We start from the raw sequence: 26,547 nt of genomic DNA on the forward strand, positions 1-26,547 counted from the left end.
GGGTGTGGTCTCCGCTCGCGCGCTTGGCCATGCGCTCCGGCGGCCGCAATCAATCGGTGATGTCACCGTCAGGCCAGCGCGCGGCCGACCTTGCTGCCGGTCTTGCGCCCCAGCAGCGTCGCCAGCCACCGCCCCGTTTCCGCCAGCAGCGCCAGGTCGACGCCGCTCTCGACGCCCAGCCCGTCCAGCATGTAGACGACGTCCTCGCTGGCGACATTGCCGCTGGCACCCTTGGCGTACGGGCAACCGCCCACGCCCGACACCGCCGAGTCCACCACGGCGACGCCTTCCTCCAGGCAGGCGAGGATATTGGCCAGTGCCTGCCCGTAGGTGTCGTGGAAGTGGACCGCCAGCGCGTCCATCGGCACTTCGCTGGCGACCGCACGGAGCATCGCGCGCGCCTTGCCGGGCGTGCCGATACCGATGGTGTCGCCCAGGGACACCTCGTAGCAGCCCATCTGGTGCAGCTCGCGGGCGACGCGGACCACCTCGGCGACCGGCACCTCGCCCTGGTAGGGGCAGCCCAGCACCGTGGAGACGTAGCCGCGGACCCTGATGCCATCGGCCTTCGCGCGCGCCATTACCGGCTCGAACCGGGCCAGCGACTCGGCGATCGAGGCATTGATGTTCTTCTGGTTGAACGCCTCGGAGGCCGCGCTGAACACCGCGATCTCCTCCACGCCGACCGCCAGCGCGCGCTCGTAGCCGCGCTCGTTGGGCACCAGCACCGGGTAGTGGACGCCGGACTTGCGGGTGATCCCGGCAAACACCTCGGCGGCATCGGCCAGCTGCGGTACCCATTTCGGGCTGACGAAGCTGGTCGCCTCGATGCTCTGCAGACCGGTCGCCGAGAGGCGGTCGATCAGCGCGATCTTGTCGGCGGTCGCGACGATCGCCTTCTCGTTCTGCAGGCCGTCGCGCGCGCCGACCTCGACGATGCGGACGGTCGGCCTCATGGCGCCGGCTCCAGTGCGACCAGCACGGCGTCGGCTTCGACGAAGTCGCCGGTAGCGGCGCGCACCTCGGCGACGGTGCCGTCGCGGGGCGCCTTCAGGCTCAGCTCCATCTTCATCGCCTCAATCACCATCACTTCCTGGCCCTCGGTCACGGCGTCCCCAGCCGCCGCGCGCACCACGACCACGCGGCCCGGCATGGGGGCGACAACATTGTCGGCCGCCGCGCCGGCGCCGCTCGCCTCGTGCTGGTACATCGGCATTGGCTGCAGGCGCAGGCGGCGGGTGCCGTCGTGCACCACCACGTGCGCGTCATGGTCCAGCACCTCGAAACGGCGCGCGCGATCGCCGATGCGCAGGCTCAACGCGCTGCAGCTGCGGCGCGCGCCGGCGACCTGATGGCTCTTGCCGTCGTGCTCGAATCGGTACTCGCCGTTGCTGCCGCTGGCGTGGACCTCGATGCGTTGCTCGCCATGACCGAACGCCATGCTGCGCTGGCTGCCGTGGGCCAGCCGCCAGCCATCGGCAATCGCCCACGGCGATCCCGGATCCGGCGACTGCGCGGCGCGCTGCCGGCTGTCGGCCTCCTGGGCGAGCAGGCGGGCAGTGGCGGCGGCCAGCAAAAGATCGGTATCCACCGGTCCGGTCGGTGACAGGAACTCTTCCAGATGCCGGTCCAGATAACCGGTGTCGATCGTGCCCTCGACCACGACCGGATGGCGGACAAGACGCTCCAGGAACGCGATGTTGGACTTCGGCCCGGTGATCTCGCAGCGCGACAGGGCGTCACGCATGCGGGCCAGCGCGCGGGTGCGATCGCTGTCATGGACGATCAGCTTGGCAATCATGGGGTCGTAGAAGATCGTCACCGTATCGCCCTCGACCACGCCCGAGTCCACCCGCACGTGCGCATCGGGTGAAGGCAGGCGCAGGCGCTCCAGGCGGCCCGAGCCGGGCAGAAAGCCGGCTTCCGGATCCTCCGCGTACAGACGCACCTCGATCGCGTGTCCGTTGCGACCGATGCCGGCCTGGGCGAGCGGCAGGGGCATTCCTGCGGCCACCTGCAGCTGCCACGCCACCAGATCCAGGCCGGTGATCATTTCGGTGACCGGATGCTCGACCTGCAGGCGGGTGTTGATCTCCATGAAGTAGAACCGGCCGTCCTGGCCGACGATGAACTCGACCGTGCCGGCGTTGACGTAGTTGATGGCCTTCGCCGCGAGCACGGCGGCCGCGCCCATCTCCTCGCGCAGCTGGGGGGTCAGGAACGGTGAGGGCGATTCCTCCATCACCTTCTGGTAGCGGCGCTGGGCCGAGCACTCGCGCTCGTTGAGGTGGATGGCATTGCCGGCGTCGTCGCCGAACACCTGGATCTCGATATGCCGCGGCTTCTCCACGTAGCGCTCCAGCAGCACGCGGTCGCGCCCGAACGCGTTCTTCGCCTCGCGCTGGCAGGACGCCAGGTTGGCCGCGAACTCGCCCGACTCGCGCACGATGCGCATGCCCTTGCCGCCGCCACCGTGCGCCGCCTTGATCATCAGCGGATAGCCGATCCGGTCCGCTTCGGCGTGCAGGTGATCGGGGTCCTGATCCTCGCCGGTGTAGCCCGGCACCACCGGCACACCGGCGGCGGCCATGAGGTCCTTGGCGCCGGCCTTGCTGCCCATCTTGCGCATCGAGACCGCCTTGGGGCCGATGAAGGCGATGCCCGCGGACTCGACGGCGTCGGCGAAATCGGCGTTCTCCGACAGGAACCCGTAGCCCGGGTGGATCGCCTGGGCGCCGGTGCGGGTCGCGACCTCGATGATCGCCTCGCCGCGCAGGTAGCTCTCCGGCGGCGTCGGACCGCCGATGCAATAGGCCTCGTCGGCCTGGCGCACGTGTTGCGCGTCGGCATCGGCCGTCGAGTACACCGCCACCGTGCGGATGCCCAGCTGACGGCAGGTGCGGATGACCCGGCAGACGATTTCGCCGCGGTTGGCGATCAGGATCTTGGTGAACATGGCGGGCCTCGTGGCGGCGACTGTCTGGTGGGGCAAGGTGCTCACTGGCACCACGCCGGCTTGCGCTTGTCGAGGAAGGCGGTGAGCCCTTCCTGGCCCTCGGGCGATACCCGCAGGCGGGCGATCAGGTCGGCGTTGTCGGAGTCGTGGGCGGCGCCGTCGGTGTGCGAGGCGACCTGGCGCACCAGCGCCTTGGCCTGGGCCGATGCGATCGGGCCGGCTTTCAACAGCAACCCGACCTGGCGATCCACCGCAGCATCGAGCTCATCGGCAGCGACGGTTTCGTGCAACAGTCCCATGCGCCGCGCCTGTTCGGCGCCGAAGATCTCCGCCGAGGCGAACCAGCGCCGCGCCTGGCGGGCGCCGATGGCCTCGATCACATAGGGCGAGATCACCGCCGGCAACAGGCCCAGCTTGCTTTCGGTCAGGCCGAACTTCGCCTCGTCGGCGCCGATGGCGATGTCGCAACACGCAACCAGCCCGACGCCGCCACCAAACGCGGCGCCCTGGACCCGGGCGATGGTCGGCTTGGGCAGCTCATTCAAGGTCCGCATCAGGCGCGCCAGAGCCAGCGAATCCTCCCGGTTCTCCGCCTCGCTCGCCGCCGCCATCCCACGCATCCAGTTGAGGTCGGCGCCGGCGGAAAACGAGGCGCCCGCGCCCTCCAGCACCACGACCCGGACGCTGTCATCGGCGGCCAGCGCATCCAGCGCGCCGGTGAGCGCGGCGATCAGCATGGCATCGAACGCGTTGTGGACGTCCGGGCGATTCATGCGCAGGCGGGCCACCGGGCCCTGGCGAACATTCAGCAGCGGATTGGTCATCGGGATTCGCGTGTTCGGGAAGCCGTCAATGATAGCTGCCGCGCCTTGCGGACGTGATCGCAGATGCGACCGGTTCTCATTTCTGCAGTAGAATCGGTGTTCGCCCGCCACGCGTTGCCACCCGATGCCCACTGTCCTGCGTTGCCTGCTCGTCTCCGTGCTGTTGTGCCTGTCGCTTCAAGTCCGCGCGTCCACGGCGGATGTGCAGACGGCTTGGCGATTGCTGGACTACATCGCCGTGGACTATGCCGGGGCGGTGGCGGATGGCGAGGTCGTCGACCCGACCGAGTTCCAGGAGATGGTGGAATTCTCCGCGTCCGCTCGTGAGCGGATCCAGTCCCTTGAGGCAACCGCCGGGCAGCCGCGGCTGCTGGAGGAGGCGGAACGCCTGCAGGCGGCCATCGCGGCCCACGAACCGCCTGAGGCCGTCGCGAAGCTGTCGCGCGGGCTGGCCAGCGACCTGATCGCCGCCTACCCGGTCCCGCTCGCACCGACCGCCCCGCCTGACATGGCCGTCGCCGCCGGCCTGTATCAGCAGCAATGCGCCAGTTGCCACGGCGACACCGGCGGCGGCGACGGTCCGGCCAGCGTCGGCCTTGATCCCCCGGCGATCGATTTCACCGACCGCGGGCGTGCGCGCGAGCGCAGCGTGTTCGCGCTCTACCAGGTGATCGAGCAGGGGCTGGAAGGCACCAGCATGGCCAGTTACGCCCACCTGCCAGCCGACGAGCGCTGGGCGCTGTCGTTCTACATCGGCCAGTTCGCCTACCCCGAATCGCAGGCCGGCGCCGGCGAAAAGCTGTGGAACGAGGACGCTTCGTTGCGCGCGTCGATCCCGGACTTGGCGGCGCTGACCCAGGTCACCCCGGCGGCGCTCGCGAACGACGTCGGTGAGGAAACCGCCCAGGCCATCACCGCCTACCTGCGACGGCATCCTGAAGCAGTGGACGCACCGGTCGTTGCCGAAGGCCAGCTCGCGTTCGCCCGCAGCCGTCTGGCCGAAAGCGTCGCCGCCTATGCCGCCGGCGATCAGCCCAAGGCCCGTGACCTCGCCCTGTCCGCATACCTGGACGGCTTCGAGCCGATCGAACCGCTGCTGGCCGCGCGCGACCGTGCCCTGATGGCTCGCATCGAGGCGGCCATGGGCGAGTTGCGCTCGCGCATCGGTTCTTCCGCCAGCGTGGAAGCGGTCCAGGAGCAGGTGCAGGTCGTCGACAGCCTCTTCGCCGAAGCCGAGCACGCGCTCGAACCGGAAATGGCCAACAACGCGTCGGCCTTCGTCGGCGCGTTCACCATTCTGGTGCGCGAAGGCCTTGAGGCGCTGCTGATCCTGATTGCGATGGTCGCGTTCCTGCGCAAGGCCAACCGGACCGAGGTCATGCCCTATGTGCATGGCGGCTGGATCAGCGCATTGGTGGCCGGCGGCGTTACCTGGTTCATGGCGACCTATGTGGTCAGCATCAGCGGGGCCAGTCGTGAGCTGACCGAAGGCTTCGCCGCGCTGTTTGCCGCGGTCGTGCTGTTGTTTGTCGGCATCTGGATGCACGGCAAGAGCCAGGCGGGTGCGTGGCAGCGCTACATCAACGACAAGCTCTCGCACGCGCTGTCCAAACGCTCGGCGTGGTTCCTGTTCGTGCTTTCCTTCGTCGTGGTTTACCGCGAGGTCTTCGAGACCGTGTTGTTCTACATCGCGCTGTGGAGCCAGGGCAACGGCATGGCGATCGTTGCCGGCGGTGGGCTCGGCGCGGCCGTGCTGGTGGTGATCGCGGTGGCCATGCTCCGCTTCAGCCAGCGCCTGCCGATCGGACAGTTCTTCTCGATCAGCTCGATCCTGATCGCGGTCGTGGCCGTGGTGCTGGCCGGCAAGGGCATCGCCGCCCTGCAGGAAGCGGGCTGGGTGTCGGTATCCACGCTCTCGATCCCGCGCGTCGCGCTGCTGGGCATCTACCCGACCCTGCAGAGCGTGCTGGCGCAATTGGTGACGCTGACGGTGCTGGCGGCGGGGTTCTGGTTCAACCGGCGCTCCGCGGTGCCCAGCGCCGCGTGATTACTTACCGGGTTGCGATGTCTCCCGCATCGCCCAACGCCATCAGTCGCTTCTTTGCGTCCAAGGTGTGTTGATCGTCTTCGCCCCGCGCCTTCCGCAGGGCGCTGTAGCCCTCATCCAGCAGGCCCGAAGCGGCATCAAGCTTGCCTTGCCGGGCAAGTGCGGCGCCCAACAGGCTTCGGGCCTCGGCCAGTTCCCAGTGGTCTTCGGGAAGGATTTTTTCGCGGATGCGCACTGCATCGCCAAGTGATTCTGCGGCAAGGCCGGGCTTGCCCGCGCTCAGGTACATCTGGCCCAGGTTGAGGATCATCGACGCAGTCCATGGATGCTCCGGGCCCGCGCCCTCGCGGCAGATCTCGATCGCCTCGTGGTAAAGCGGCTCGGCGCGGGCGAAATCCTCCTGTTCGCGGTAGAGGTTGGCCAGGTTGTTGAGGGTGGTGGCGATGTACGGATGGTCCGGCTTGAGGGACTTGCGACGCATGGCCAGCGCCTCCAGGTACATCGGTTCCGCCTCGTCGTAGCGCTTCTGCTTGGTGAGGACACTGGCCAGCTGGGTCATTGCGAGTGCGATCGACGGGTGCCCGCTGTCGTCATACAGCTTGCGCTTCATCGCCAGGGATTCGCGCAGCAGTGCCTCGGCTTCCGCAAAGCGCTGTGTCTTGCTCAGCAGGACGCCGAGGTTGTTCATCACATTGGCCAGACCGGGATGGACAGGCCCCTGCAGCTCGCGCCGCTGCGACAGCACATCACGGTAGTGTTCTTCGGCCTCGCCGAATTTCCCCTGGCCCACCAGCAGCACAGCCAGGTTGTTGCGTGCGGTCATCTGCACTTCGGGCTCGGTGAGTGCCGTTTCGGTTGCGAATGCAAGTGCTGCGCGATGCACCGACTCGGCCTCGTCACGCTTGCCTTGACGGACCAGTGCCGCGCCCAGGTCGTTGCGCGTAGCCGCCACCAACATCGGATCTGGATGCGGCTGTGCCAGGCGTTGCTCAACCACTTGCCGAAGGAGGGTCTCAGCTTCCTCGTTCTTCCCGCGGCGCATGGCCAGCGTGGCGATGGCCTGCATCGTTTCCAGCGTTTCGCGATGACCGGTTCCCTGGCGCGTGCGTTGCACGTCCAGGGCGCGGGTCAGGAAGGTTTCCGCCTTGTCGTATTTTCCCAGGCTGGTGTAGACGGTGCCGATGATGGCCTCCATCCTGGCGCGCACGTCGGGCTGCCCGGCGAGCTCGCCCCCGATCCGGTTCGAGGCCTGGTCCAGCACCTCGCGCACGCTGGTTTCCTCTCCGCGCGCCTGCGCGGGATCGGCCGATTCCAGCATGCTGACCAGAAGTCCGCTGACCTGCGTGGCCTTGGCCGCTTCGGTGCGCGCGAGGTCGCGCTCATGGGTGATGCGGCTCACATGCAGCGACGCCAGCACCACGCCCGCGCCCACGGCCAGCAGCGTCGTTGCGACACCGTAGCGGTGCTGGCGCAGGAACACGCTGCTCCGGTAGGCGGCGGAGGGGTGCCGCGCGCTGACAATGTCGCCGCCAAGATGGCGTCTGATGTCCTCGGCCATCTGCCCGACCGAGAGGTAGCGTTGCTCCGGATCGTTCTGGATCGCCTTCAGCACGATGCTGTCGAGATCGCCGCGTAACTGCCGTGCAAGCTGCCTGGGCGAGCTGCCCCGGCGCGCGGCGACGGCAGCATCCATGCGGCTTGCACTCACGCTGGGCCGGGCAGGTGCGCCTGCCAGTATCGCCTCCTGCATGTCCTTTGCGGTGGATACGGCAGTGCCAAACGGTTGCGTGCCGGTCAGCAGCTCGTGGAGCAGCAGGCCCAGTGCGTAAACATCCGAGGACGTCGTGGCTGGTTCGCCGCGAATCTGCTCCGGCGCGGCGTAGCGGGGCGTCAGGATCCGGTCGCCGTATTCGGTAGGCGCACGTGCGGTGAGGCCAGTCGCTGGCAACGGTCTGGACCCAGGTTCGCGATTCCCCCGGCGCACGGCGTCGCCACCGTCATCACCGAGTCCTTGCTCGGTGATCCTGGCAATGCCGAAGTCGAGCAGCTTCACGGATGGATGGCCCTGATCGTCCTCCTGCACCATGACGTTGCCAGGCTTCAGGTCGCGATGGATGACCAGATTCCGATGCGCATGCGCAACCGCCGCGCACACCTCGCGGAACAGTCCCAGCCGGCGCCGTACGCCCAGGCGCTTCTGGTCCGCGTAGTCGGTGATTTCCTCGCCAGCGATGTATTCCATGACGAAATAAGGGCGTCCGTCGGCGAGGCTGCCGCCGTCGAGGAGATACGCAATGCCCGGGTGTTTCAGCTGGGCCAGGATGCGGCGCTCGTCCCGGAATCGCGCAAGCAGGCGCTCGCTGACACTGTCGCGTACCACCTTGATTGCGACGGTTTGCTCGAACTGGCCGTCATCGCGCTGGCCCAGGTACACGGTCCCCATTCCGCCCTGACCGATCTCGCCGGCAATGCGATAGGCACCCACGCGTGTGGGAGCAATCTCGTCCTGAGCCAGCGTGGCGCCAAGATCGTCGAAATAGCTGCTCGCGTCGGCATCCAGCGCAATCAGGCGATCGACCTCGGCGCGCAGTCCGGGGTCACCGTTGCAGGCGGAATCCAGCCATGCCTCCCGCTCGTCCACGGCGACGGCGGACAGATCGGCAAACAGTTGCTTTGCACGCAACCAGCGGTTTCTTTCTGTGGGTTTCTCCGACTCGCCAGAGATGCTCATCGCCGCATGCCGTTATTCATGCTGCGTGACCGGTCAAGTCGGCGCGCAGTTCACCATAAAGCCAGGCGCGCGCTGCGCTCCAGTCGCGGCTGACGGTGCGGCGGGTGACCCCCAGGGCCTCGGCGGTCTCCTCCGCACTCAGACCGCCGAACACGCGGCACTCCACGACCTGGGCGGCGCGTGGGTCCATGAGCTGCAGTCGGTCAAGGGCTTCATCCAGCGCCAACAACTCCTCACTGCGTTGCGGCGATACCAGCGACACATCGTCCAACGGCAGCTCTTCATTGCCGCTGCCACGCTTTTGGGCCGCGTGACGCTGCGCGTAGTTGATCAGCAGTTGGCGCATGGCACTGGATGCCGTGGCCAGGAAGTGGGAACGGCTTTCATAACTGGCCCCGCTGCTGACCAGTTTCAGATAGGCCTCGTGCACCAGTGCGGTGGTGTTCAGCGTCTCGTTGCCGCGCCAGCGCGAGCGGTGGTGGCGCGCGATGCGATGCAACGCCCCGTACACCCGCGCGAACACTTTGTCGCGGTCTCCGGTGTCAACGCCGGAGGCCTCAACGGGCTGCAGCGCATTGAGCAGACGGGTGACATCCCCGGCCAGATCATCCGTTTTTGAAACCATGAACCCCTCCCTGGAACACGGTCCAATCTAGGCAATGCGACCCGTCCACGCAAACCCGTGTCCTCCTTTGCGCGCGATTTCTGTAGTCATCAATGAGAGGGGTAATACGGGCCTCGCCCTGGTTTGGCTACGGAATGGACGCACTCGGTGCTCCAGATGCAAACCCCTTTCGAAGTCGTCTGCGCGGTCGCTTGCAGCGCCCGGCAGACCCTGATTACTGATCGAGGGGTACAAAAGCATGAACAAGATTTTCAGCAGGATATGGAGTGCATCGCGCGGCCAGATGGTGGTCGCCTCGGAGCTGGCATCGGGGGGGCGTGGCGCAACGGTGCGACGTGCGCCGGTGACAGCCAGGCAATCGGTCATGAGCATCGCGGTGCTGCTGGGGCTGTCAGCGCTGGCCTCTCCCGTCTGGGCTGCCGACAACGTGATCTGCGAAGACACTGACGGGAACCCGTCAGGCGCCATCACGGGAGGGGGTGATTTTGCGATCTCATGCGGCAAGTCGTCTGAATCCGGTGACCGTGGGGTCGCCCTCGGGGCGCTTGCCACCGCCACCGGTTGGTGGGGCGTCGCGCTGGGCAGCCAGAGCGGAGCAACCGCCGAGCAAAGTACCGCCCTGGGCTCAAACGCCGAGGCGACGGGTAGCTTCGCTCTTGCCGCAGGCGCCCAGACAGAAGCCTCCGGGTTTGCGGCGTCTGCGTTCGGCAGCTCTGCCCACGCGGTGGGCGAAGACTCCCTCGCTCTGGGTGCCCAATCCGGCGCCGATGCCGCTGGCTCGGTGGCGCTGGGTTCCGATTCGTACGCCGGCGAGAGTAACGTGGTGTCCTTCGGGCACAGTGTCGGAGATCCGCGCCTGAATATCACCGGCGGGATGTGGTACTCCGACTTGAATCGGCGGCTGATCCACGTGGCTGACGGCATCGACGACACCGACGCGGTGAACCTGGGGCAGATGAAAAGCTTTGCGTCGCCGTATTTCATCGCCGACGGTGGCATGGACACCACGGTGCCTCACGCAACCGGCTTGAGTACTGCAGGGGGCGTGTCCAGCCTGGCCATAGGTGACTCAAGTGCCTACGGCTACGACAGCTCCGCCGACGGTGAGAGTACGGCGATCGGCACCAACAGCTCGGCCAAAAGCCAAAGTGTTGCGGTCGGCCATGACGCCGACGCTGCCAGCCCCGAGGCAACTGCCGTGGGGCACGGTGCAACGGCCGCCAACGATGGCGCCACGACCGTGGGATTCAGCGCCGGTGCGAGCGGTGAGTACAGTGTTGCGGTCGGCGGCCACAGTGCTGCCAGCGCTGACGCGACCACCGCTGTAGGCGGATGGATCGACAAGAACGGCGACGGCATTGTAGACGCCGACGAAATCACCCTGGCATCGGGACCCAACAGCAGCGCATTCGGCAACGGGGCACAGGCGACAAGCATCAATTCCACCGCACTGGGCGCCTTGAGCAGTGCAGCCGCGTCTTCGCTGGCGGTGGGTAGCCGCAGCGATGCCTCGGGGAGCGCCAGCTCCGCCCTCGGCGCGTCCGCTTCTGCGACCGGTTCGAATGGGACCGCCGTTGGGACGGGCAGCAGGGCCCACGCCGATTTCGCTACCGCACTTGGCGCGCGCAGCCTCGCCACTGGGGAATCCGCCACCGCCGTTGGCAGCTGGATCGACAAGAACGGCGACAACATCATCAATCCCGACGAAGTGGCCTCGGCATCGGGCCTGGAGAGCAGCGCCTTCGGCAGCGCTGCGCAGGCAAGCGGGGAGGCCAGTACCGCCATGGGTGCAGACAGCCGCGCGAGTGGCTTTGGCGGCACCGCCACGGGTGCACGCAGCCGGGCCGATGGCTACGGCGGCACTGCCACGGGTCTGCACAGCAACGCATCGGGTGCGAGAAGTACGGCCACGGGCTACTACAGCAGTGCGACTGGACAGGCAGCCATAGCCGCAGGCTACGGCAGTGAAGCCCACGGCGAGTTCGCCGTCGCCATCGGCAACTTCGCCAAAAGCGATGCCCAGGATTCCATGGCCTTGGGCGCGACCAGCCGTGCCAGCGGCCTCAACAGTGTCGCCCTGGGCAACGAGTCGGTGGCTGGCAGTACCGGCGTAGTCTCCTTTGGACACGCTGCCGGCGACCTTGATTTTGCGGGCAACGCTTACGGCAGCGACCTCGAACGTCGTCTGATCAACGTCGCCGACGGCATCGACAACACCGACGCGGTGAACCTGGGCCAGCTGGATGCCGCCATCGCCGGGCTGTCCGGGGGCGGAACCCCCAATGCGGTGGCCTACGATAGCGCGTCCCGCACCGACCTCACGCTGGGCGGCAGCGGCGGCACGGCGATCCACAACCTCGCCGATGGCACGGCCGCGGATGACGCGGTCAACAAGGGCCAGCTGGATGCGGCTATCGCCGGCGTTTCCGGCGGAGGTGCGGCCAACCCCCACCTCGCCACCGACGGCAGCGCGGCGGATCCAGCAACGGTTGCACCGGGATCGCGTGGCGTCGCAGTGGGCGCCAATGCCGAAGCCGGCGGGAACCACGGCACGGCGGTGGGCGGTGACAGCTACGCGGCGGGCGCCAACGACACCGCCATCGGCGGCAACGCAAAGGTCAATGCCGACGGCAGCACCGCGGTCGGCGCCAACACGGTGATCGACGCGGCGGCGACCAACGCAGTGGCGGTGGGCGAGAGCGCATCGGTAACCGCTTCGGACGCCGTCGCCTTGGGTCAGGGTTCGGTAGCCGACCAGGCCAACACGGTCTCTGTCGGTGCGGCTGGCAGCGAGCGTCGGGTCGTCAATGTGGCCGACGCCACCGGGGCGAACGATGCGGTCAACCTGGGCCAGATGAATGCCGGTGACGCGCAGGCGCTGGCGGATGCCCAGGCCTACGTCGACAGCCAGATCATCTCCGCCGGCAGCATCACCGAGTCGCAGGTGCAGGACATCGCCGACGCGGGCGACGCCGCCACGCTGTCTTCAGCACAGGACTACGCGGACACCGGCGATGCAGCGACCTTGTCGTCTGCGCAGGACTACGCGGATACCGGCGACGCCGCCACTTTGTCGTCTGCCCAGGACTACGCAGACACTGGCGATGCCGCCACGCTGTCCTCAGCGCAGGGCTACGCCGACGCGGGCGACGCCGCCACGCTTTCCACGGCGAACGGCTACGCGGACACCCGCAGTAGCGCAGCTGTGTCCTCGGCGAATGCCTACACCGATCAGCGCGTTACGGAGATGTCGGTGGGCATGGACGAATTCCGCCGCGACGTGGATGACCGCTTCCACAACACGGACCAGCGCATCGGTCGTCTGGGAGCAATGAGCGCCGCGTCGACGCAGATGGCGATCAACGCGGCCGGTGCGCGGGGCAAGGGAAAGCTGGCCGCCGGCTTTGGCTTCGAGAGCGGCCACGCGGCCATGTCGGTGGGTTATGCGGCACCGCTGGGCTCACGGGCCACGGTCAGTTTTGGTGGCGCCTTCAGCGGCTCGCAAAAGTCCGTCGGTTTCGGCTTCGGCCTGGATCTCTGAGGCCTGACAGTTCGCGGCTCGTCCCTCCCGCCTGACCCTCTCCGTACCCCGGAGCCGGGAGGGAGGGCGGGCCGCACCTGACCATGAATCACAACCCGGCGCGGGCGCACACGCGTCTCGCGCCAGAAGGTTTGGAAAGCTAACGAAAAACGGTGTGCGCGCGGAACCGTTACCTACATCCGGAACACGCCAAACCGGGTTGACGAGGCAATCGGTGCATTCAACGCTGCTGACAAGCCTAGGCCAAGAACACGGCGGGTGTCGGCAGGATCGATGATGCCGTCGTCCCACAGTCGTGCGGTGGCGTAGTACGGATTGCCCTGGCTTTCGTACTGGTCGAGGATCGGCGCCTTGAATGCGGCTTCCTCGCCCGCGCTCCACTCATCGCCGCGTGCCTCGATGCCGTCCCGGCGCACGGTGGCCAGCACGCTGGCCGCCTGCTCGCCGCCCATCACGCTGATGCGCGCGTTGGGCCACATCCAGAGGAAACGGCCGCCGTACGCGCGGCCGCACATCGCGTAGTTGCCAGCACCGAAGCTGCCACCGATCACGACGGTGAACTTGGGCACGTGCGAGCACGCCACGGCGGTGACCATCTTCGCTCCGTCCTTGGCGATGCCGGCCTGCTCGTACTTCTTGCCGACCATGAAGCCGGTGATGTTCTGCAGGAACACCAGCGGGATGCCGCGCTGGTTGCACAGCTCGATGAAGTGCGCGCCCTTGAGCGCGCTCTCGGCAAACAGGATGCCGTTGTTGGCGACGATCCCGACCGGGTAGCCGTGGATGTGGGCGAAGCCGGTAACCAGGGTCTTGCCGTAGCGCGCCTTGAACTCCTGGAACTCGCTGCCGTCGACAATGCGCGCGATGACCTCGCGGATCTCGAACGGGCGACGGGTGTCTTTCGGCACGACCCCGTACAGCTCGTGCGCGGCAAACAAGGGCTCGCGGACCGGCTGCACGGCGACCGGCAGGGTCTTTTTCCGGTTGAGGCTGCCGACGATGTCGCGGGCGATCTGCAGGGCGTGGCGATCGTCCTCGGCGAAGTGGTCGGCCACGCCCGAGATCGACGTATGCACGTCCGCGCCACCCAGGGTCTCGGCATCGACCACCTCGCCGGTGGCCGCCTTCACCAGCGGCGGGCCGCCGAGGAAAATCGTCCCCTGTTCCTTGACGATGATCGACTCATCGCTCATCGCCGGCACATACGCTCCGCCCGCCGTGCAACTGCCCATCACCACCGCGATTTGCGGAATGTTTTCCGCGCTCATCCGCGCCTGGTTGTAGAAGATCCGGCCGAAGTGTTCCTTGTCCGGGAATACCTCGTCCTGCAGCGGCAGGAATGCGCCGCCCGAATCGACCAGGTAAATACACGGCAGATGATTCTCGCGGGCGATTTCCTGCGCGCGAAGGTGCTTCTTCACCGTCATCGGAAAATACGTGCCGCCTTTTACCGTCGCATCGTTGGCCACGACGATCACTTCGTGTCCCATCACGCGGCCGATGCCGCAGACCATGCCGGCGGCCGGTGCGTCGCCGTCGTACATCTCCTCGGCGGCCAGCGCGGCAATCTCCAGGAAAGGGGAGCCCGGGTCGAGCAGGGCGGTGATGCGTTCCCTTACCAGCAGTTTTCCGCGGCCGGTGTGGCGTTCGCGCGACTTCTCACCACCGCCTTCGGCCGCCCGGATCAGCCGTGCATCCAATTCATCCACCAGGCTGCGATGCCAGGCAACGTTGTCCTGGAAATCCTGCGAGCGGGGGTCAAGGGCTGAGGTCAAAACGGGCATGGCAACCGGCCGAGGGAGAATGGACCGCACAGGATACCGGAGGCCAGCCGAGCTCCGCCCGGACGGCTCCGCAAACGCAACGAGGCCCGCAATAGCGGGCCTCGCGCTGACAGCTTTGCGGCAGAACGATCAGTCCTTCTTGGCCTTCTCGGCGGCCGCACGTGCGGCTGCGGCTTCCGCCTCGGCCTTCTCGCGCTTCATGCGCTCGGCGACGCTGTCTGCAGCACTGCCAATGGTGTCGGCGGCGCTGGCCTTGCCTTCCTCGTAGGACTCCTTGATCGAATCGCCGGCCTTGCTGGCGGACTCGGACGCGTCGGCAGCGGCGCGGCGGGTCGAATCGGCTGCATCCGCGGTGGCGGCGCGGGTGGTAGCGGCTGCGTCGCGCGCGGCGGCACTGGTGTTGTCGGCTGCATCGCGGGCAGCAGCGCCGGTGGCGTCGGCCGCTTCACGCGCCGATTCCGCGGCGGAGTCGAGGCTGCGGGCCGCGGAGTCGGAAGCGGAGTCCGCGGCGGCGGCGGCGTGATCACCGGCGGCGCGAGCCTCGGCGGCCGCTTCCTTTCGGTCCTGTTCGGCCTGCGGTGAATTGCAGGCGGTCAAGGCAAACATACTGGCTGCAACTATGAGGGTGATCTTGTGGTTCATCGGAAAGCTCCTGGAAAGTCGGCAGGGAAACTGCGTCATGCGCCGGTTCTGCCGGCGGGAAAACTATCCGATGGGCACAGGGAAAGCGACGTGAAGGAGGCGGTCGTATTTAAACGCCGCTGAAACGACGCGCATAAAAAAACCGCCGGAGTTACCCGGCGGTTTCTTCAAGCTGAAACGTGCAACGGGGCGATATTACTTGCCGTCGTTGTTGGTCTCGGCGTCTGCCTTGGCAGCGGCTTCTTCAGCAGCGTCCTTGGCCTGCTCGGCGGCGTCAGCCATGTTCTCGGCAGCGTCGGCAGCGTCGTCGGCACCGGTCATGTCACCAGCAGAGGCAGCGGCGTCGGCCGAAGTCGCGGCGGCGTCGGCAGCCGAAGCGGCGGTGTCGGCAGCAGCCTGGGCAGCGTCGGTGGCCATCGCGTCGCCAGTGGCGGCGGCGTTGGCAGCAGCTTCCTGCGCCTCGTTGGCGGCGGTGGCCGCTTCCTGGGCAGAGCTGTCAGCCTGCTGGGTGTTGGAGCAAGCAGCCAGGGCCAGGCCCATAGCGAGGGCGATCAGCGCCTTGTTCAAAGTCATGGTGTATTCCTCGTCTTAAGAAAAATTCGGCAGCACGCAATCGCGTACCGCTAACATGATGACGGTAGGCCGGCCTGTGTCAAGCGGCAGGCCTTCCTTTTTTCGTCAATTTATCGTTAACTGTTGGGCTGCCGTTCGGTGTTGACAGGCGCGCGTGAAAAGTGCGTTCCCATTCACGGCAACTCGATGGCAATCGCGGTCGCTTCGCCGCCGCCGATGCAGAGCGACGCCACACCGCGTTTTGCGCCACGCGCGCGCAATGCGTTGATCAGCGTGACCACTAGACGCGCACCGCTGGCGCCGATCGGATGGCCCAATGCAACGGCGCCGCCGTGCACGTTGACCTTTTCGCGCGGAATGCCCAGATCCTTGATCGGGGCCATCGCCACGCATGAGAACGCCTCGTTGATTTCAAACAGGTCGACGTCGGCCACGCTCCAGCTGGCCTTCTCGAGCACGTTCTTGATCGCGGTGACCGGAGCAGTGGTGAACCACTCGGGCGCCTGCGAATGGGTGGCGTGCGCAACGATGCGTGCGAGCGGCGTCAGGCCGCGGGCGGAGGCGTCCTCGGCAGACATCAGCAGGGTCGCCGCCGCGCCGTCGGAGATCTTCGAGGAGGAGGCTGCGGTCAACACGCCTTCCTTGCCGAAGGCGGCACGCAGGCCGGGAATCCGGGCGGTGTCGATCTTGCCGGGCTCCTCGTCGGTATCCACCACCACTTCGCCCTTGCGGGTCTTGACGGTGACCGGGACGATCTCGTCCTTGAACGAGCCATCGGCCTGGGCCGCCTTTGCGCGGTCCACGCTCTCGGTGGAGTACGCGTCGAGCGCCTCGCGGTCGAAACCGTACTCGTTGCAGGCCATGTCGCCGAACACGCCCATCGCCTTGCCGTCGTACGGGTTGGTCAGGCCGTCGTAGGCCATGTGGTCGATGAACTCGGCGCTGCCGTAGCGGATGCCGGTGCGCGAACCGTTGAGCAGGTGCGGGGCGTTGGTCATCGACTCCATGCCGCCGGCAACGACGACCTTGGCCGATCCGGCCTTGATCAGGTCGTGGCCGAACATGATCGCCTTCATGCCCGAGCCGCAGACCTTGTTGATGGTCGTGCAACCGGCGGAGGCGGGCAGGCCGGCGTTGAGCGCGGCCTGGCGGGCGGGCGCCTGGCCCAAGCCGGCGGGCAGCACGCAGCCCATGATCACCTCGTCGACCTGGTCGGCGGACACGCCGGCATGCTCGAGGGCGCCGGTGATGACGGCCGATCCGAGAGCCGGCGTCGGCACGCCGGTGAACTGGCCGAGGAAGGAACCGATGGCGGTGCGCTTGGCACCGACGATGACGACGTCGCTCATGGCGGACTCCAATTTGGGACGAGCCGGAAGACGCTTCCGGTACGCTCCGATTATGCGGCGCCATGCTGCGCTGCGGCAAACCGGGCGCTAAAACGTGCGCTGGTTCGCGTATCGGCCACGCTGCATTGGGCACGTCCGGCCTGCGTTGATGGCTGATTGTCGGTGAAGCGTGATTGACGTGATACTGGGGTCACTTGGCGCCTGGCGCCGTCCATTGCCGACCATTGAGGGGGAGACCTTATGAAGTCGCATGCATCCCAGCGCGCCCGCGCATGGAAACTGGGTATCGCCGGAGCAGGCGTACTCGCGCTGGCCGCCTGCGGTGGCGGTGGCGGTGGCACCATCATCCGTCCCGAGCCGCCGCCGGCGCCGCCGCCGATTCCGCCACCGGACGATGAGCCGGCACCGGGCCCACAGCCCGACTTCGATGCCCATCTGGTGCTCACCAACACCGATGCCGCGCACGCCGCCGGTTTCACCGGTGCGGGCGTCACCATTGGTGTGCTGGACAGCGGCATCCGCCGCGACCACCCGACGCTGGACGGCCGGGTCACCAGCAGCTTCACCTACCTGGATCCGCGCCGGAACAACCTCAACATCGATGACGTGCTCGGCCACGGCACGGTCGTGGCGCAGCTGGCGGGCGGTCGCCGGTTCGGCGACTGGCCCGGCGGCATCGCCCCGGACGCCACGTTCGTCTCCGCGCGGATCATCTCCGATGCGCCTCCGTCCGATGACGGCTCGGGTCGCGGCAACGAGGTCACCGACGGGTCCTGGCTGGGCGACATCCACAGGGACCTGATCACCGGTGGGGCGCGGATTTCCAACAACTCCTGGGGCGGTCTGTACTGGACCGGTGGTGACAAGGTCACCCGAACCTTCGTCGACGCGCTCAAGCCCTTCGTGGTGGATTGGGGCGGCCTGGTCGTATTCGCGACCGGCAACGAAGGCAAGGCCAACCCCAGCGATACCGCCGCATTGCCCAGCATGGGCGCCGGCGCCAACATCCTCGAGCGCGGCTGGCTCGCGGTGGGCGCGCTGGACACGCTGGAGCCGACCAAGCTGGCGAATTATTCCAACGCCTGTGGCATCGCCCAGAACTATTGCCTGGTCGCGCCTGGCTACGTGGTGTTCACCGACGTGCTGGACACGGTCGGCAAGCCGACCTATTGGGTCGGCAAGGGCACGTCCTACGCCGCGCCGCAGGTGTCGGGCGCGGCTGCGGTGGTCTGGCAGGCCTTCCCGTACTTCTCCAACGATGAGGTCCGACAGACCCTGCTGGGCACCGCGGTCGACCTGGGTGCGCCTGGCGTGGATCCGGTCTTTGGCCACGGCCTGCTGGACGTTGGCAAGGCCGCCAAGGGTCCGGGTCGGCTGGACTGGGGGCAGATGAGCGCCGCGTTCGATGGCGGCCGTTCCATCTGGTCCAACGACCTGACCGGGGCGGGCGGCATCACCAAGACCGGCGACGGCGACCTCGACCTCACCGGCAGGAACAGCTACCGCGGCAAGACCATCGTCAACGAAGGTTCGCTGGCATCGCTGTACGACATCCCGGGCGATACCGACATCGGCCACGACGGCCTGCTGTTGCTCGATGGCGTGTCCGTGAAAGGCTCGCTGCGCAACGAGGGCATCGCGGCGTTCTACGGCGAGGATCCCAAGGGCACGGTGCATACCATCGGCGGCGACTTCACCCAGACGTCGACCGGCGTGTTCGCCTTTGACCTCGGCTCCAGGGTGAACGTCAAGGGCCGCGCCACGATCAATGGCGAGGTGCTGGTCACCGGCGTCACCGAGGGTTACGTGCGCTCGGCGCGGGAGACTTTCCTGACCGCCGAGGGTGGGCTGTCGGGCGCGTTTACTGCGGCGTCCTCCAGCAACAACCTGTTCCTGCAGGCAACGCTGGGGCACGACTTTGAAAGCGCCTGGCTGGACATCCAGCGACTGGACGTCCTCACCACCGCGCAGTCACTGCGTTTGAGCCCGACCGCGGTCAGCGGCGCCGCGCGGGTCGAGGGTGCGTTCCGCGGCCTCGATCGCGACGGCACGGGCGTGACCGGATCGGCCGGGCCGGGTGCGATGGGCGGCTTCATCACCGGCGCCGGGGCGATCCAGTCGACCGTGTCGGCTGCCGGTGCGGAGCGCACGCTGGCGAGCCTGTCCGGCGAGATGCACGCGGCGGACACCGCGTTCGCCACGATGGCGATGGACGATGGCCGCCACGCGCTGGAGTCGCGCCTGGACGGGCTCTCCAGTGGCAACGTCGTCAGCCTGGGCAGCTGGGCCAGTCGTCACGGCGGCGAGCGCGCGATGTGGTCGCAGTCGCGGTTGGACGCCAACTCCTGGTTGCTGGGCCACGACCAGCGCATCGGGCGCAACCTGACCCTGGGCTTCGCCTTCGGCCAGACCGACGGTTACGCGCACAACCCGCTGCGTCAGGACCGGGAGCACAACCGCCAGTACGAGAGCCAGCTCTACGCCGCCTGGGAGTTCGATGGCAGCTATCTGCTGGGCCGCTTCGCCGCCGGCCGCATGGACCGCAGCACCCAGCGCCAGATCGTGCTGGGCAGCCAGAGCCACGGCGTCGCGGCGGATTACGCCAGCCGCTACTCCAGCTTCGGCGTGCAGGCGGGCCACCGCTTCGCGCTCGGCGCGGGCACCCTGACCCCGTACGTGGGGACCGAGTCCCTGCAGCTGGACCGCGACGGTTTCAGCGAGCAGGGTGCGGTCGGGTTCGGCCTGACCACCGGCGACTCGCAGCTGGATGCAACGCGGGCGCTGGCGGGTGTGCGCCTGCAGCAGCCGTGGGCTTTGGGCGGCCTCAAGCTGACCATGCAGGGCCGGCTGGAATGGCAGCGCCTGCTGTCGCAGTCGGGCACCGCCATCGATGCGCGCTTTACCGGCATGGATGCGTGGTCGCCGATCACCGGCGGCGGGATGGCCAAGGAAGCCACCGTGCTCGGCTTCGGCCTGCGCAGCGATCTGCCGCTGGGCCGGCTGGGCTTCGATCTGAATGCGCGCAACGAAAACGGGCGCACCTGGACGGGTGCCTACGCCAACTGGACGGTCGGGTTCTGACCTGACCCACCCGGCGCGTGGCCTGCATGGCTGCGCGCCGGAGCGGTGGTTTCCAACGGGCAGCAGGGCTGCCCGTTATTGCTGGCGATCAGCTGCGGTCGTCGAACAGCTCGCGGCCGATCAGCATGCGCCGGATCTCGTTGGTGCCGGCGCCAATCGCGTACAGCTTGGCGTCGCGCAGGATGCGCCCGGCCGGGTACTCGTTGATGTAACCGTTGCCGCCCAGGGTCTGGATGACTTCCAGTCCGACCTGCACCGCCGCCTCGCTGGCGTGCAGCAGGCAGGACGCGGCATCCACCCGGCTGCGATGGCCGGCGTCGTAATCGCGCGCGACCTGGTAGGCGAAGGCGCGGCTGGATTGCAGCGCGGTGTACATGTCGGCCATCTTGGCCTGCATGATCCCGAAGGTGCCAATCGCCGCGTCGAACTGGCGGCGCTCGCGGACGTAGGGCAGGGCAATGTCCATGGCGTCCTGCATCAGCCCGATCGGGCCGCCGGTCAGCACCAGCCGTTCGGTGTTCAGGCCGCTCATCAATACCTTGACGCCCAGGTTGACCTCGCCGAGCACGTTCTCGACCGGGATCTCGCAGTTCTGGAACACCAGCTCGCAGGTGTTGGATCCGCGCATGCCCAGCTTGTCGAGCTTCTGCGCGGTGCTGAAACCCAGCATGCCGCGCTCGACGATGAAGGCGGTCATGCACTTGCTGCCGGCCTCCTTGCCTGCGGTGCGCATGTAGACCACCAGCACGTCGGCCTCCGGGCCGTTGGTGATCCACATCTTGTTGCCGTTGGCGACCCAGACGTCGTCGCCGCCATCCACGGAGCGAAGCTCGGCGTGGCAGCTCATCGAACCGACCACGTCGGAACCGGCGCCAGGCTCGCTCATCGCCAGCGCGCCCTTCCACTCGCCGCTGCAAAGCTTGGGCAGGTACTTGCGGCGCTGGGCCTCGTTGCCGTTGAGGTAGAGGTTGTTGACGCACAGGTTGGAGTGGGCGCCGTAGCTCAGGCCGACCGAACCGGACGCGCGGGAGATCTCCTCCATCGCCACCAGGTGGGCCAGGTAGCCCATGCCGCTGCCGCCGTATTCGGGGTCGACGGTCAGGCCGAGCAGGCCCATCTCGCCAAGCTTCGGCCACAGGTCCTGCGGAAACGCATTGTCTTCGTCGATCTGTTGCGCGCGCGGCGCGATCTCGGCTTCGGCAAACCGGCGCACGGCGTCGCGCAGCGCGTCGATCTCGTCACCCAGCGGAAAAGCACGCATCCCAAATCTCCTGAATTGAAAGCACGACGGGGCACTCGGCCCCGTCGCGTTGTTGCATTACCGCCCGCGGCTGATCAGCTGCGGACGCGACCCTTGAAGCGCGGGGTGCCGCGGCCCATCGGCAGCTTCAGCTTGCCGATCGAGGCGATGCGCTCCTCGCCCAGGCGGTCGGCGGCCTTGTAGGTCGGGATGCCGTCGCGGTCGGCGATCTCGAAGATGCGGGTCAGGTTGTGGTAGATCGTCCGCATCATGCGCATCGCGCGCTCGCGGTTGTAGCCGTCGATCTCCAGCGAGACGTTCATCACGCCGCCGGCGTTGACCGCGTAGTCCGGCGCGTAGAGGATGCCGCGCTTCTGCACTTCATCGCCCATCGCGTCGTTGGCCAGCTGGTTGTTGGCCGAGCCGCAGATGACCTTCGCCTTCAGGCGCTGCAGGGTCTCTTCGTTGATGGTGCCGCCCAGCGCGCACGGCGAGTACACGTCGGCGGGGACGTCGTAGATCTCGTCCAGGCCCACGGCCTCGGCGCCGTACTCGGTCACGGCCTTCTCGACCAGGCCCTGGTTGATGTCGGTGACGAAGATCTTCGCGCCGCGCTCCTTGAGCAGCTTCACGAACTCCATGCCGACGTGGCCCAGGCCCTGCACGGCGTAGCTGTACTTGCCGACTTCTTCATCGCCGAAGCGCTTGTTCAGCGACGCCATCAGGCCCTGCAGGGTGCCGTAGGCGGTGAACGGCGACGGGTCGCCCGAACCGCCGTGGACTTGGTGCACGCCGGTGACGTACTCGGTCTCGCGGAACACGAACTCCATGTCGTTGACGTCGATGCCGACGTCCTCGGCGGTGATGTAGCGACCGCCCAGGGTCTCCACGAAGTGGCCGAACGCGCGGAACAGCATCTCCGACTTGTCGGTGGCCGGGTTGCCGATGATCACGGCCTTGCCGCCGCCCAGGTTCAGGCCGGCGACCGCGTTCTTGTAGGTCATGCCGCGGCTCAGGCGCAGGACGTCATTGAGCGCCTCGGCCTCGGACTTGTAGGGCCACATGCGAGTGCCGCCCAGCGCGGGGCCCAGAGTGGTGTTGTGGATGGCGATGATCGCCTTCAGGCCGGCATCCTTGTTGTGGCAAAACACCACCTGCTCGTGGCCGCTGGTGTCGAGGGTTTCAAAAATCATCAAGAGCTCCGGGTCGGCGGTGATTGCGCGGGTGCGCTGGCGCCAAGATTCGTGTAAGTCATTGAATCCGCGTGGATTCGCCAATGCAGGCCGAGTGTTTCCCGGTCGCAGGGGCGCTAGTCTAATCGAATCGCGGCGGCGTCTATTGCTGCGCTGCGGCATTCGCGCATTCAGAAACTCGCGGCCATTCAGCGTGCCCGGCGAGCGGCACGCGGGTTAGCGCAGGGGCGGTCGGGCGGCACGCTACAATCACGCCAAACCCCTTTGCCTGCACGGATCGAGCGTCATGAGTACTCCTGCCAGCCAGCTTTCCCAGCCCGCCACCGCCAGCAATTCGGCCACCGCCCGTACGCCGTTGCGCTTCGTCACCGCCGCCAGCCTGTTTGACGGCCACGACGCGGCGATCAACATCATGCGCCGGCTGATCCAGTCGCTCGGCGCGGAGGTCATCCACCTGGGCCACAACCGCTCGGTGGAGGACGTGGTGCGCGCGGCGCTGCAGGAGGACGCCGACGCCATCGCGCTGTCGTCCTACCAGGGCGGCCACGTGGAGTACCTCAAGTACATGGTCGACATGCTCAAGGAGCGTGGCGCGGCGCACATCAAGGTCTTCGCCGGCGGCGGCGGCACCATCACGCCGGAGGAGATCCGCGAGCTCGAGGCCTACGGCGTGGAGCGCATCTACCACCCCAACGACGGCATGAAGATGGGCCTGGTGGAGATGATCGAGGATGTGGTCAAGCGCGCCGAGGACGCCCGCGTGGGCGCCGACGCGCCCGAATCCGCGCCGTCGATCACCGACGAGATCGCGATCGGCAAGATGCTGACGGCGATCGAGGAAGACCAGTTCGACGAGCACGCGCTGGCGACGCTACGTAAAGAGTGGCAGTTGGCCGGCAGCCGCACGCCGGTCATCGGCATCACCGGCACCGGCGGCGCGGGCAAGTCTTCGGTCACCGATGAATTGCTGAACCGCTTCCTGTCCCACTTCCCGGAGATGCGCCTAGCGGTGATCTCGGTCGATCCGACCCGCCGCCGCACCGGTGGCGCGCTGCTGGGCGATCGCATCCGCATGAACTCGCTGCGCTCCAAGCGCGTGTACATGCGCTCGATGGCGACCCGCCGCCAGCACGCCGCGACCAATATCGTGCTCAAGGACAGCATCGGTTTCCTGAAGGGGCTGGGCTACGACCTGGTGATCGTGGAGACCGCCGGCATCGGCCAGAGCGATTCGGAGATCGTCGATCTGGTCGACTTCCCGATGTACGTCATGACCAGCGACTTCGGTGCGCCCAGCCAGCTGGAGAAGATCGACATGCTCGACTTCGCCGAACTGGTGGTGCTGAACAAGTACGACAAGCGCGGCGCCGAGGACGCGCTGCGCGACATCCGCAAGCAGTGGAAGCGCAACCGCGTCGCGTTCCAGACCAAGGACGAGGACGTGCCGGTCTACGCGACCATCGCCAGCCAGTTCAACGACCCCGGCATCAGCTGGATGTTCTCCAACCTGTGCCGGCTGATGCGCGAGAAGGTGCTCAACGACGGCGAAGGCAAGGAGAGCCGCCAGCTCGCGCCAGCGCACTGCGACTTCCAGCCCGACATCGACACCAGCCTGAAGGAGCCGCGCGCCACGGTGCTGATCCCGGGCCCGCGTGTGCGCTACCTGGCCGAGATCGCCGAGCAGGGCCGCAGCATCAACCGCCAGATCGAGACCCAGGCCGAGATCGCCGACCGCGCGCAGGCCATGTGGCTCGCGCTGAAGGGGCTGGGTGATGACGCACTGCCCGAGGCGCTGGACCTGTACGGCTCGGCGGCGATCACGCCCGGCGGCGGGCAGGCCGGGCTGGGCACCGTCGAAGTCGCCAGCCCGTCGCCCGCCGTGCCCGTGCCCCCGGAAAACGAGGTGCCGGCCGTTGCCGACGACACGCAGGCGCCCGACCGCACCCTGCTGACCCTTCGCCAGCGCTACAACGACGCGATCCAGTCGCTGACCGCCGACGCGGTCAAGCTGCTGCGCCAGTGGCCGGAGCGGCTGAAGTCGATCACCGACGAGATCACCGAATACGAGGTGCGCGGCAAGAAGATCCGGGTCGAGAACTACCGCGAATCGCTCAGCCACCAGCTGGTGCCGAAGATCGCCGCGCCGACGTACAAGTCCTGGGGCGAGCTGCTGACCTTCCTGCAGAAGGAAAACCTGCCCGGCCATTACCCCTACACCGGCGGCGTGTACCCGTACCGCCGCACCGGCGAGGACCCGATTCGCATGTTCGCCGGCGAGGGCACGCCGGAGCGCACCAACCGTCGCTTCCATTACCTGTCCGTCGGCCAGCCCGCCGCGCGCCTGTCCACCGCGTTCGACTCGGTCACGCTGTACGGCGAGGACCCGGCGCCGCGCCCGGACATCTTCGGCAAGATCGGCAACTCCGGCGTCAACATCGCCAGCCTGGACGACATGAAGAAGCTGTATTCCGGCTTCGACCTGTGCGCGCCGACCACCAGCGTGTCGATGACCATCAACGGCCCCGCGCCGATGATCCTGGCGATGTTCATGAACTGCGCCATCGACCAGCAGGTGGAGAAGTACCTGCGCGAGGATGACGCCCGCTGGGCGGAGGCCAGCAAGAAGATCGACGCGATGTTCAAGGACGCCCCGCGCCCGCAGTACAGCGGCGAGCTGCCCGAGAGCAACGACGGCCTGGGCCTTGGCCTGCTGGGCGTCAGCGGGGACCAAGTAGTGGACGCGGCGACCTACCAACGCATCAAGGAGTACACGCTCAAGACCGTGCGCGGCACCGTGCAGGCCGACATCCTCAAGGAGGACCAGGCCCAGAACACCTGCATCTTCAGCACCGAGTTCGCGCTGCGGATGATGGGCGATATCCAGCAGTACTTTGTCGACCACGGCGTGCGCAACTTCTACTCGGTGTCGATCAGCGGCTATCACATCGCCGAGGCCGGGGCGAACCCGATCAGCCAGCTGGCCTTCACCCTGAGCAACGGTTTCACCATCGTCGAGTACTACCTGGCGCGCGGCATGGACATCGACGACTTCGCGCCCAACCTGTCGTTCTTCTTCAGCAACGGCATGGACCCGGAGTACACGGTCATCGGCCGCGTCGCTCGCCGCATCTGGGCCCGCGCCATGCGCGAGCGCTACGGTGCGTCCAGCCGCAGCCAGATGATGAAGTACCACATCCAGACCAGCGGCCGGTCCCTGCACGCGCAGGAGATCCAGTTCAACGACATCCGCACCACGCTGCAGGCCATGTACGCGCTGTTCGACAACTGCAACAGCCTGCACACCAACGCCTACGACGAAGCGATCACCACCCCGACCGAGGAAAGCGTGCGCCGCGCGGTCGCGATCCAGATGATCATCAACAAGGAGCTGGGGATCAATTTCAACGAGAACCCCTGGCAGGGCAGCTTTGCCGTGGATTACCTCACCGACATGGTCGAGGAAGCCGTCTACAAGGAGTTCGAGGCGATCAGCGAGCGCGGCGGCGTGCTCGGCGCGATGGACACCATGTACCAGCGCGGCAAGATCCAGGAAGAGTCGATGTACTACGAGCGCAAGAAGCACGACGGCAGCCTGCCGCTGGTCGGCGTCAACACCTTCCTGCCCAAGGAGCACGCCGGCGAAGTCACCACCGAGATCGAACTGATCCGCTCAACCCCGGAAGAGAAGGGCCAGCAGATCGAAAACGTCCGCAACTGGCAGGGCAATCGCAACCAACTGGCGCCGCGCGGCGAAACGTCGCACAGTCATGAAGTGGGGACCGACGGCGCAGGGGAAGAAGCGCACGACGGACACGGACTGGGGTATCTGCAGAAGACAGCGCGCGAGCGGAAGAATGTGTTTGAGGCGCTGATTGAGGCGGTCAAGACGCACTCGCTCGGACAGATCTCGCATGCGTTGTATGACGTGGGTGGGGAATATCGGCGGAATATGTAGCATAAA

15 protein-coding genes are annotated in these 26,547 nt (G+C 67.1%); 4 read left to right on the forward strand and 11 right to left on the reverse strand.

What is annotated here, in order from left to right:
* Positions 1 to 68: 68 nt before the first annotated feature.
* Genes INQ41_RS05540 through INQ41_RS05550 form a run of 3 tightly spaced genes read right to left on the reverse strand, consistent with a single transcriptional unit; the run spans position 69 to position 3,780 of the window.
* On the reverse strand, positions 69 to 956 hold the full coding sequence (locus INQ41_RS05540; protein ID WP_193986903.1) for a hydroxymethylglutaryl-CoA lyase: 888 nt from the start codon (positions 954 to 956) through the stop codon (positions 69 to 71).
* Positions 953 to 2,956 carry an acetyl/propionyl/methylcrotonyl-CoA carboxylase subunit alpha gene (locus INQ41_RS05545; RefSeq protein WP_193986905.1) on the reverse strand — a complete coding sequence of 668 codons (2,004 nt, stop codon included), beginning with the start codon at positions 2,954 to 2,956 and terminating at the stop codon, positions 953 to 955. The genes INQ41_RS05540 and INQ41_RS05545 overlap by 4 nt, the downstream gene beginning before the upstream one ends.
* A gap of 41 nt (positions 2,957 to 2,997) precedes the next feature.
* On the reverse strand, positions 2,998 to 3,780 hold the full coding sequence (locus tag INQ41_RS05550; RefSeq protein WP_193986907.1) for an enoyl-CoA hydratase/isomerase family protein: 783 nt from the start codon (positions 3,778 to 3,780) through the stop codon (positions 2,998 to 3,000).
* Between the two features lie 124 nt (positions 3,781 to 3,904).
* Here INQ41_RS05550 and INQ41_RS05555 point away from each other — a divergent pair, with 124 nt between their 5' ends.
* Complete coding sequence (locus INQ41_RS05555; protein WP_193986908.1) at positions 3,905 to 5,827, forward strand: cytochrome c/FTR1 family iron permease; 1,923 nt, start codon at positions 3,905 to 3,907, stop codon at positions 5,825 to 5,827.
* A 4-nt stretch (positions 5,828 to 5,831) separates the two neighbouring features.
* Here the strand turns inward: INQ41_RS05555 and INQ41_RS05560 are convergent, their stop codons facing one another.
* Together INQ41_RS05560 and INQ41_RS05565 are read right to left on the reverse strand one after the other, a co-directional pair.
* Entirely contained in the window at positions 5,832 to 8,558 is a 2,727-nt protein-coding gene (locus INQ41_RS05560; RefSeq protein ID WP_193986910.1) for a serine/threonine-protein kinase, read from the reverse strand.
* Between the two features lie 16 nt (positions 8,559 to 8,574).
* Positions 8,575 to 9,183, reverse strand: coding sequence for an ECF-type sigma factor (locus tag INQ41_RS05565; RefSeq protein ID WP_193986912.1), 609 nt, complete (start codon positions 9,181 to 9,183; stop codon positions 8,575 to 8,577).
* A gap of 238 nt (positions 9,184 to 9,421) precedes the next feature.
* Here INQ41_RS05565 and INQ41_RS05570 point away from each other — a divergent pair, with 238 nt between their 5' ends.
* Complete coding sequence (locus INQ41_RS05570) at positions 9,422 to 12,724, forward strand: ESPR-type extended signal peptide-containing protein (RefSeq protein ID WP_193986914.1); 3,303 nt, start codon at positions 9,422 to 9,424, stop codon at positions 12,722 to 12,724.
* Between the two features lie 173 nt (positions 12,725 to 12,897).
* Here the strand turns inward: INQ41_RS05570 and INQ41_RS05575 are convergent, their stop codons facing one another.
* The 4 genes from INQ41_RS05575 to INQ41_RS05590 all read right to left on the reverse strand — a co-directional run bounded on the left by INQ41_RS05575 (position 12,898) and on the right by INQ41_RS05590 (position 17,072).
* The gene (locus INQ41_RS05575; RefSeq protein WP_193986916.1) at positions 12,898 to 14,508 is read right to left on the reverse strand and encodes a carboxyl transferase domain-containing protein; all 1,611 of its coding nucleotides are present in this window, start codon (positions 14,506 to 14,508) and stop codon (positions 12,898 to 12,900) included.
* 129 nt (positions 14,509 to 14,637) lie between these two features.
* A complete protein-coding gene (locus INQ41_RS05580; RefSeq protein ID WP_228076715.1) occupies positions 14,638 to 15,150 on the reverse strand; it encodes a hypothetical protein in 513 nt (170 codons plus the stop codon).
* 195 nt (positions 15,151 to 15,345) lie between these two features.
* Positions 15,346 to 15,723 carry a hypothetical protein gene (locus INQ41_RS05585; protein ID WP_193986918.1) on the reverse strand — a complete coding sequence of 126 codons (378 nt, stop codon included), beginning with the start codon at positions 15,721 to 15,723 and terminating at the stop codon, positions 15,346 to 15,348.
* Positions 15,724 to 15,896: 173 nt separating this feature from the next.
* Positions 15,897 to 17,072, reverse strand: coding sequence for a thiolase family protein (locus tag INQ41_RS05590; RefSeq protein WP_193986919.1), 1,176 nt, complete (start codon positions 17,070 to 17,072; stop codon positions 15,897 to 15,899).
* Between the two features lie 240 nt (positions 17,073 to 17,312).
* Between INQ41_RS05590 and INQ41_RS05595 the strand changes: the two genes are divergently transcribed.
* Positions 17,313 to 20,153, forward strand: coding sequence for an autotransporter serine protease (locus tag INQ41_RS05595; RefSeq protein WP_193986921.1), 2,841 nt, complete (start codon positions 17,313 to 17,315; stop codon positions 20,151 to 20,153).
* 88 nt (positions 20,154 to 20,241) lie between these two features.
* On the opposite strand, the gene INQ41_RS05600 is transcribed toward INQ41_RS05595, so the two are convergent.
* Together INQ41_RS05600 and INQ41_RS05605 are read right to left on the reverse strand one after the other, a co-directional pair.
* The gene (locus INQ41_RS05600; RefSeq protein ID WP_193986923.1) at positions 20,242 to 21,414 is read right to left on the reverse strand and encodes an isovaleryl-CoA dehydrogenase; all 1,173 of its coding nucleotides are present in this window, start codon (positions 21,412 to 21,414) and stop codon (positions 20,242 to 20,244) included.
* 74 nt (positions 21,415 to 21,488) lie between these two features.
* Positions 21,489 to 22,586, reverse strand: a complete 1,098-nt coding sequence (locus tag INQ41_RS05605) for a Glu/Leu/Phe/Val dehydrogenase (protein ID WP_193986925.1) — start codon at positions 22,584 to 22,586, stop codon at positions 21,489 to 21,491.
* Between the two features lie 286 nt (positions 22,587 to 22,872).
* Here INQ41_RS05605 and INQ41_RS05610 point away from each other — a divergent pair, with 286 nt between their 5' ends.
* A complete protein-coding gene (locus INQ41_RS05610) occupies positions 22,873 to 26,541 on the forward strand; it encodes a methylmalonyl-CoA mutase family protein (protein ID WP_193986926.1) in 3,669 nt (1,222 codons plus the stop codon).
* Positions 26,542 to 26,547: the final 6 nt, after the last annotated feature.

This window comes from Lysobacter ciconiae (assembly GCF_015209725.1).
GTDB lineage: Bacteria > Pseudomonadota > Gammaproteobacteria > Xanthomonadales > Xanthomonadaceae > Novilysobacter > Novilysobacter ciconiae.

What these genes read in the sequence shown, in the direction of transcription:
- INQ41_RS05540 (WP_193986903.1), bottom strand. Translation starts at nt 956, where the DNA reads ATGAGGCCGACCGTCCGCATCGTCGAGGTCGGCGCGCGCGACGGCCTG.
- INQ41_RS05545 (WP_193986905.1), bottom strand. Translation starts at nt 2,956, where the DNA reads ATGTTCACCAAGATCCTGATCGCCAACCGCGGCGAAATCGTCTGCCGG.
- INQ41_RS05550 (WP_193986907.1), bottom strand. Translation starts at nt 3,780, where the DNA reads ATGACCAATCCGCTGCTGAATGTTCGCCAGGGCCCGGTGGCCCGCCTG.
- INQ41_RS05555 (WP_193986908.1), top strand. Translation starts at nt 3,905, where the DNA reads ATGCCCACTGTCCTGCGTTGCCTGCTCGTCTCCGTGCTGTTGTGCCTG.
- INQ41_RS05560 (WP_193986910.1), bottom strand. Translation starts at nt 8,558, where the DNA reads ATGAGCATCTCTGGCGAGTCGGAGAAACCCACAGAAAGAAACCGCTGG.
- INQ41_RS05565 (WP_193986912.1), bottom strand. Translation starts at nt 9,183, where the DNA reads ATGGTTTCAAAAACGGATGATCTGGCCGGGGATGTCACCCGTCTGCTC.
- INQ41_RS05570 (WP_193986914.1), top strand. Translation starts at nt 9,422, where the DNA reads ATGAACAAGATTTTCAGCAGGATATGGAGTGCATCGCGCGGCCAGATG.
- INQ41_RS05575 (WP_193986916.1), bottom strand. Translation starts at nt 14,508, where the DNA reads ATGCCCGTTTTGACCTCAGCCCTTGACCCCCGCTCGCAGGATTTCCAG.
- INQ41_RS05580 (WP_228076715.1), bottom strand. Translation starts at nt 15,150, where the DNA reads ATGAACCACAAGATCACCCTCATAGTTGCAGCCAGTATGTTTGCCTTG.
- INQ41_RS05585 (WP_193986918.1), bottom strand. Translation starts at nt 15,723, where the DNA reads ATGACTTTGAACAAGGCGCTGATCGCCCTCGCTATGGGCCTGGCCCTG.
- INQ41_RS05590 (WP_193986919.1), bottom strand. Translation starts at nt 17,072, where the DNA reads ATGAGCGACGTCGTCATCGTCGGTGCCAAGCGCACCGCCATCGGTTCC.
- INQ41_RS05595 (WP_193986921.1), top strand. Translation starts at nt 17,313, where the DNA reads ATGAAGTCGCATGCATCCCAGCGCGCCCGCGCATGGAAACTGGGTATC.
- INQ41_RS05600 (WP_193986923.1), bottom strand. Translation starts at nt 21,414, where the DNA reads ATGCGTGCTTTTCCGCTGGGTGACGAGATCGACGCGCTGCGCGACGCC.
- INQ41_RS05605 (WP_193986925.1), bottom strand. Translation starts at nt 22,586, where the DNA reads ATGATTTTTGAAACCCTCGACACCAGCGGCCACGAGCAGGTGGTGTTT.
- INQ41_RS05610 (WP_193986926.1), top strand. Translation starts at nt 22,873, where the DNA reads ATGAGTACTCCTGCCAGCCAGCTTTCCCAGCCCGCCACCGCCAGCAAT.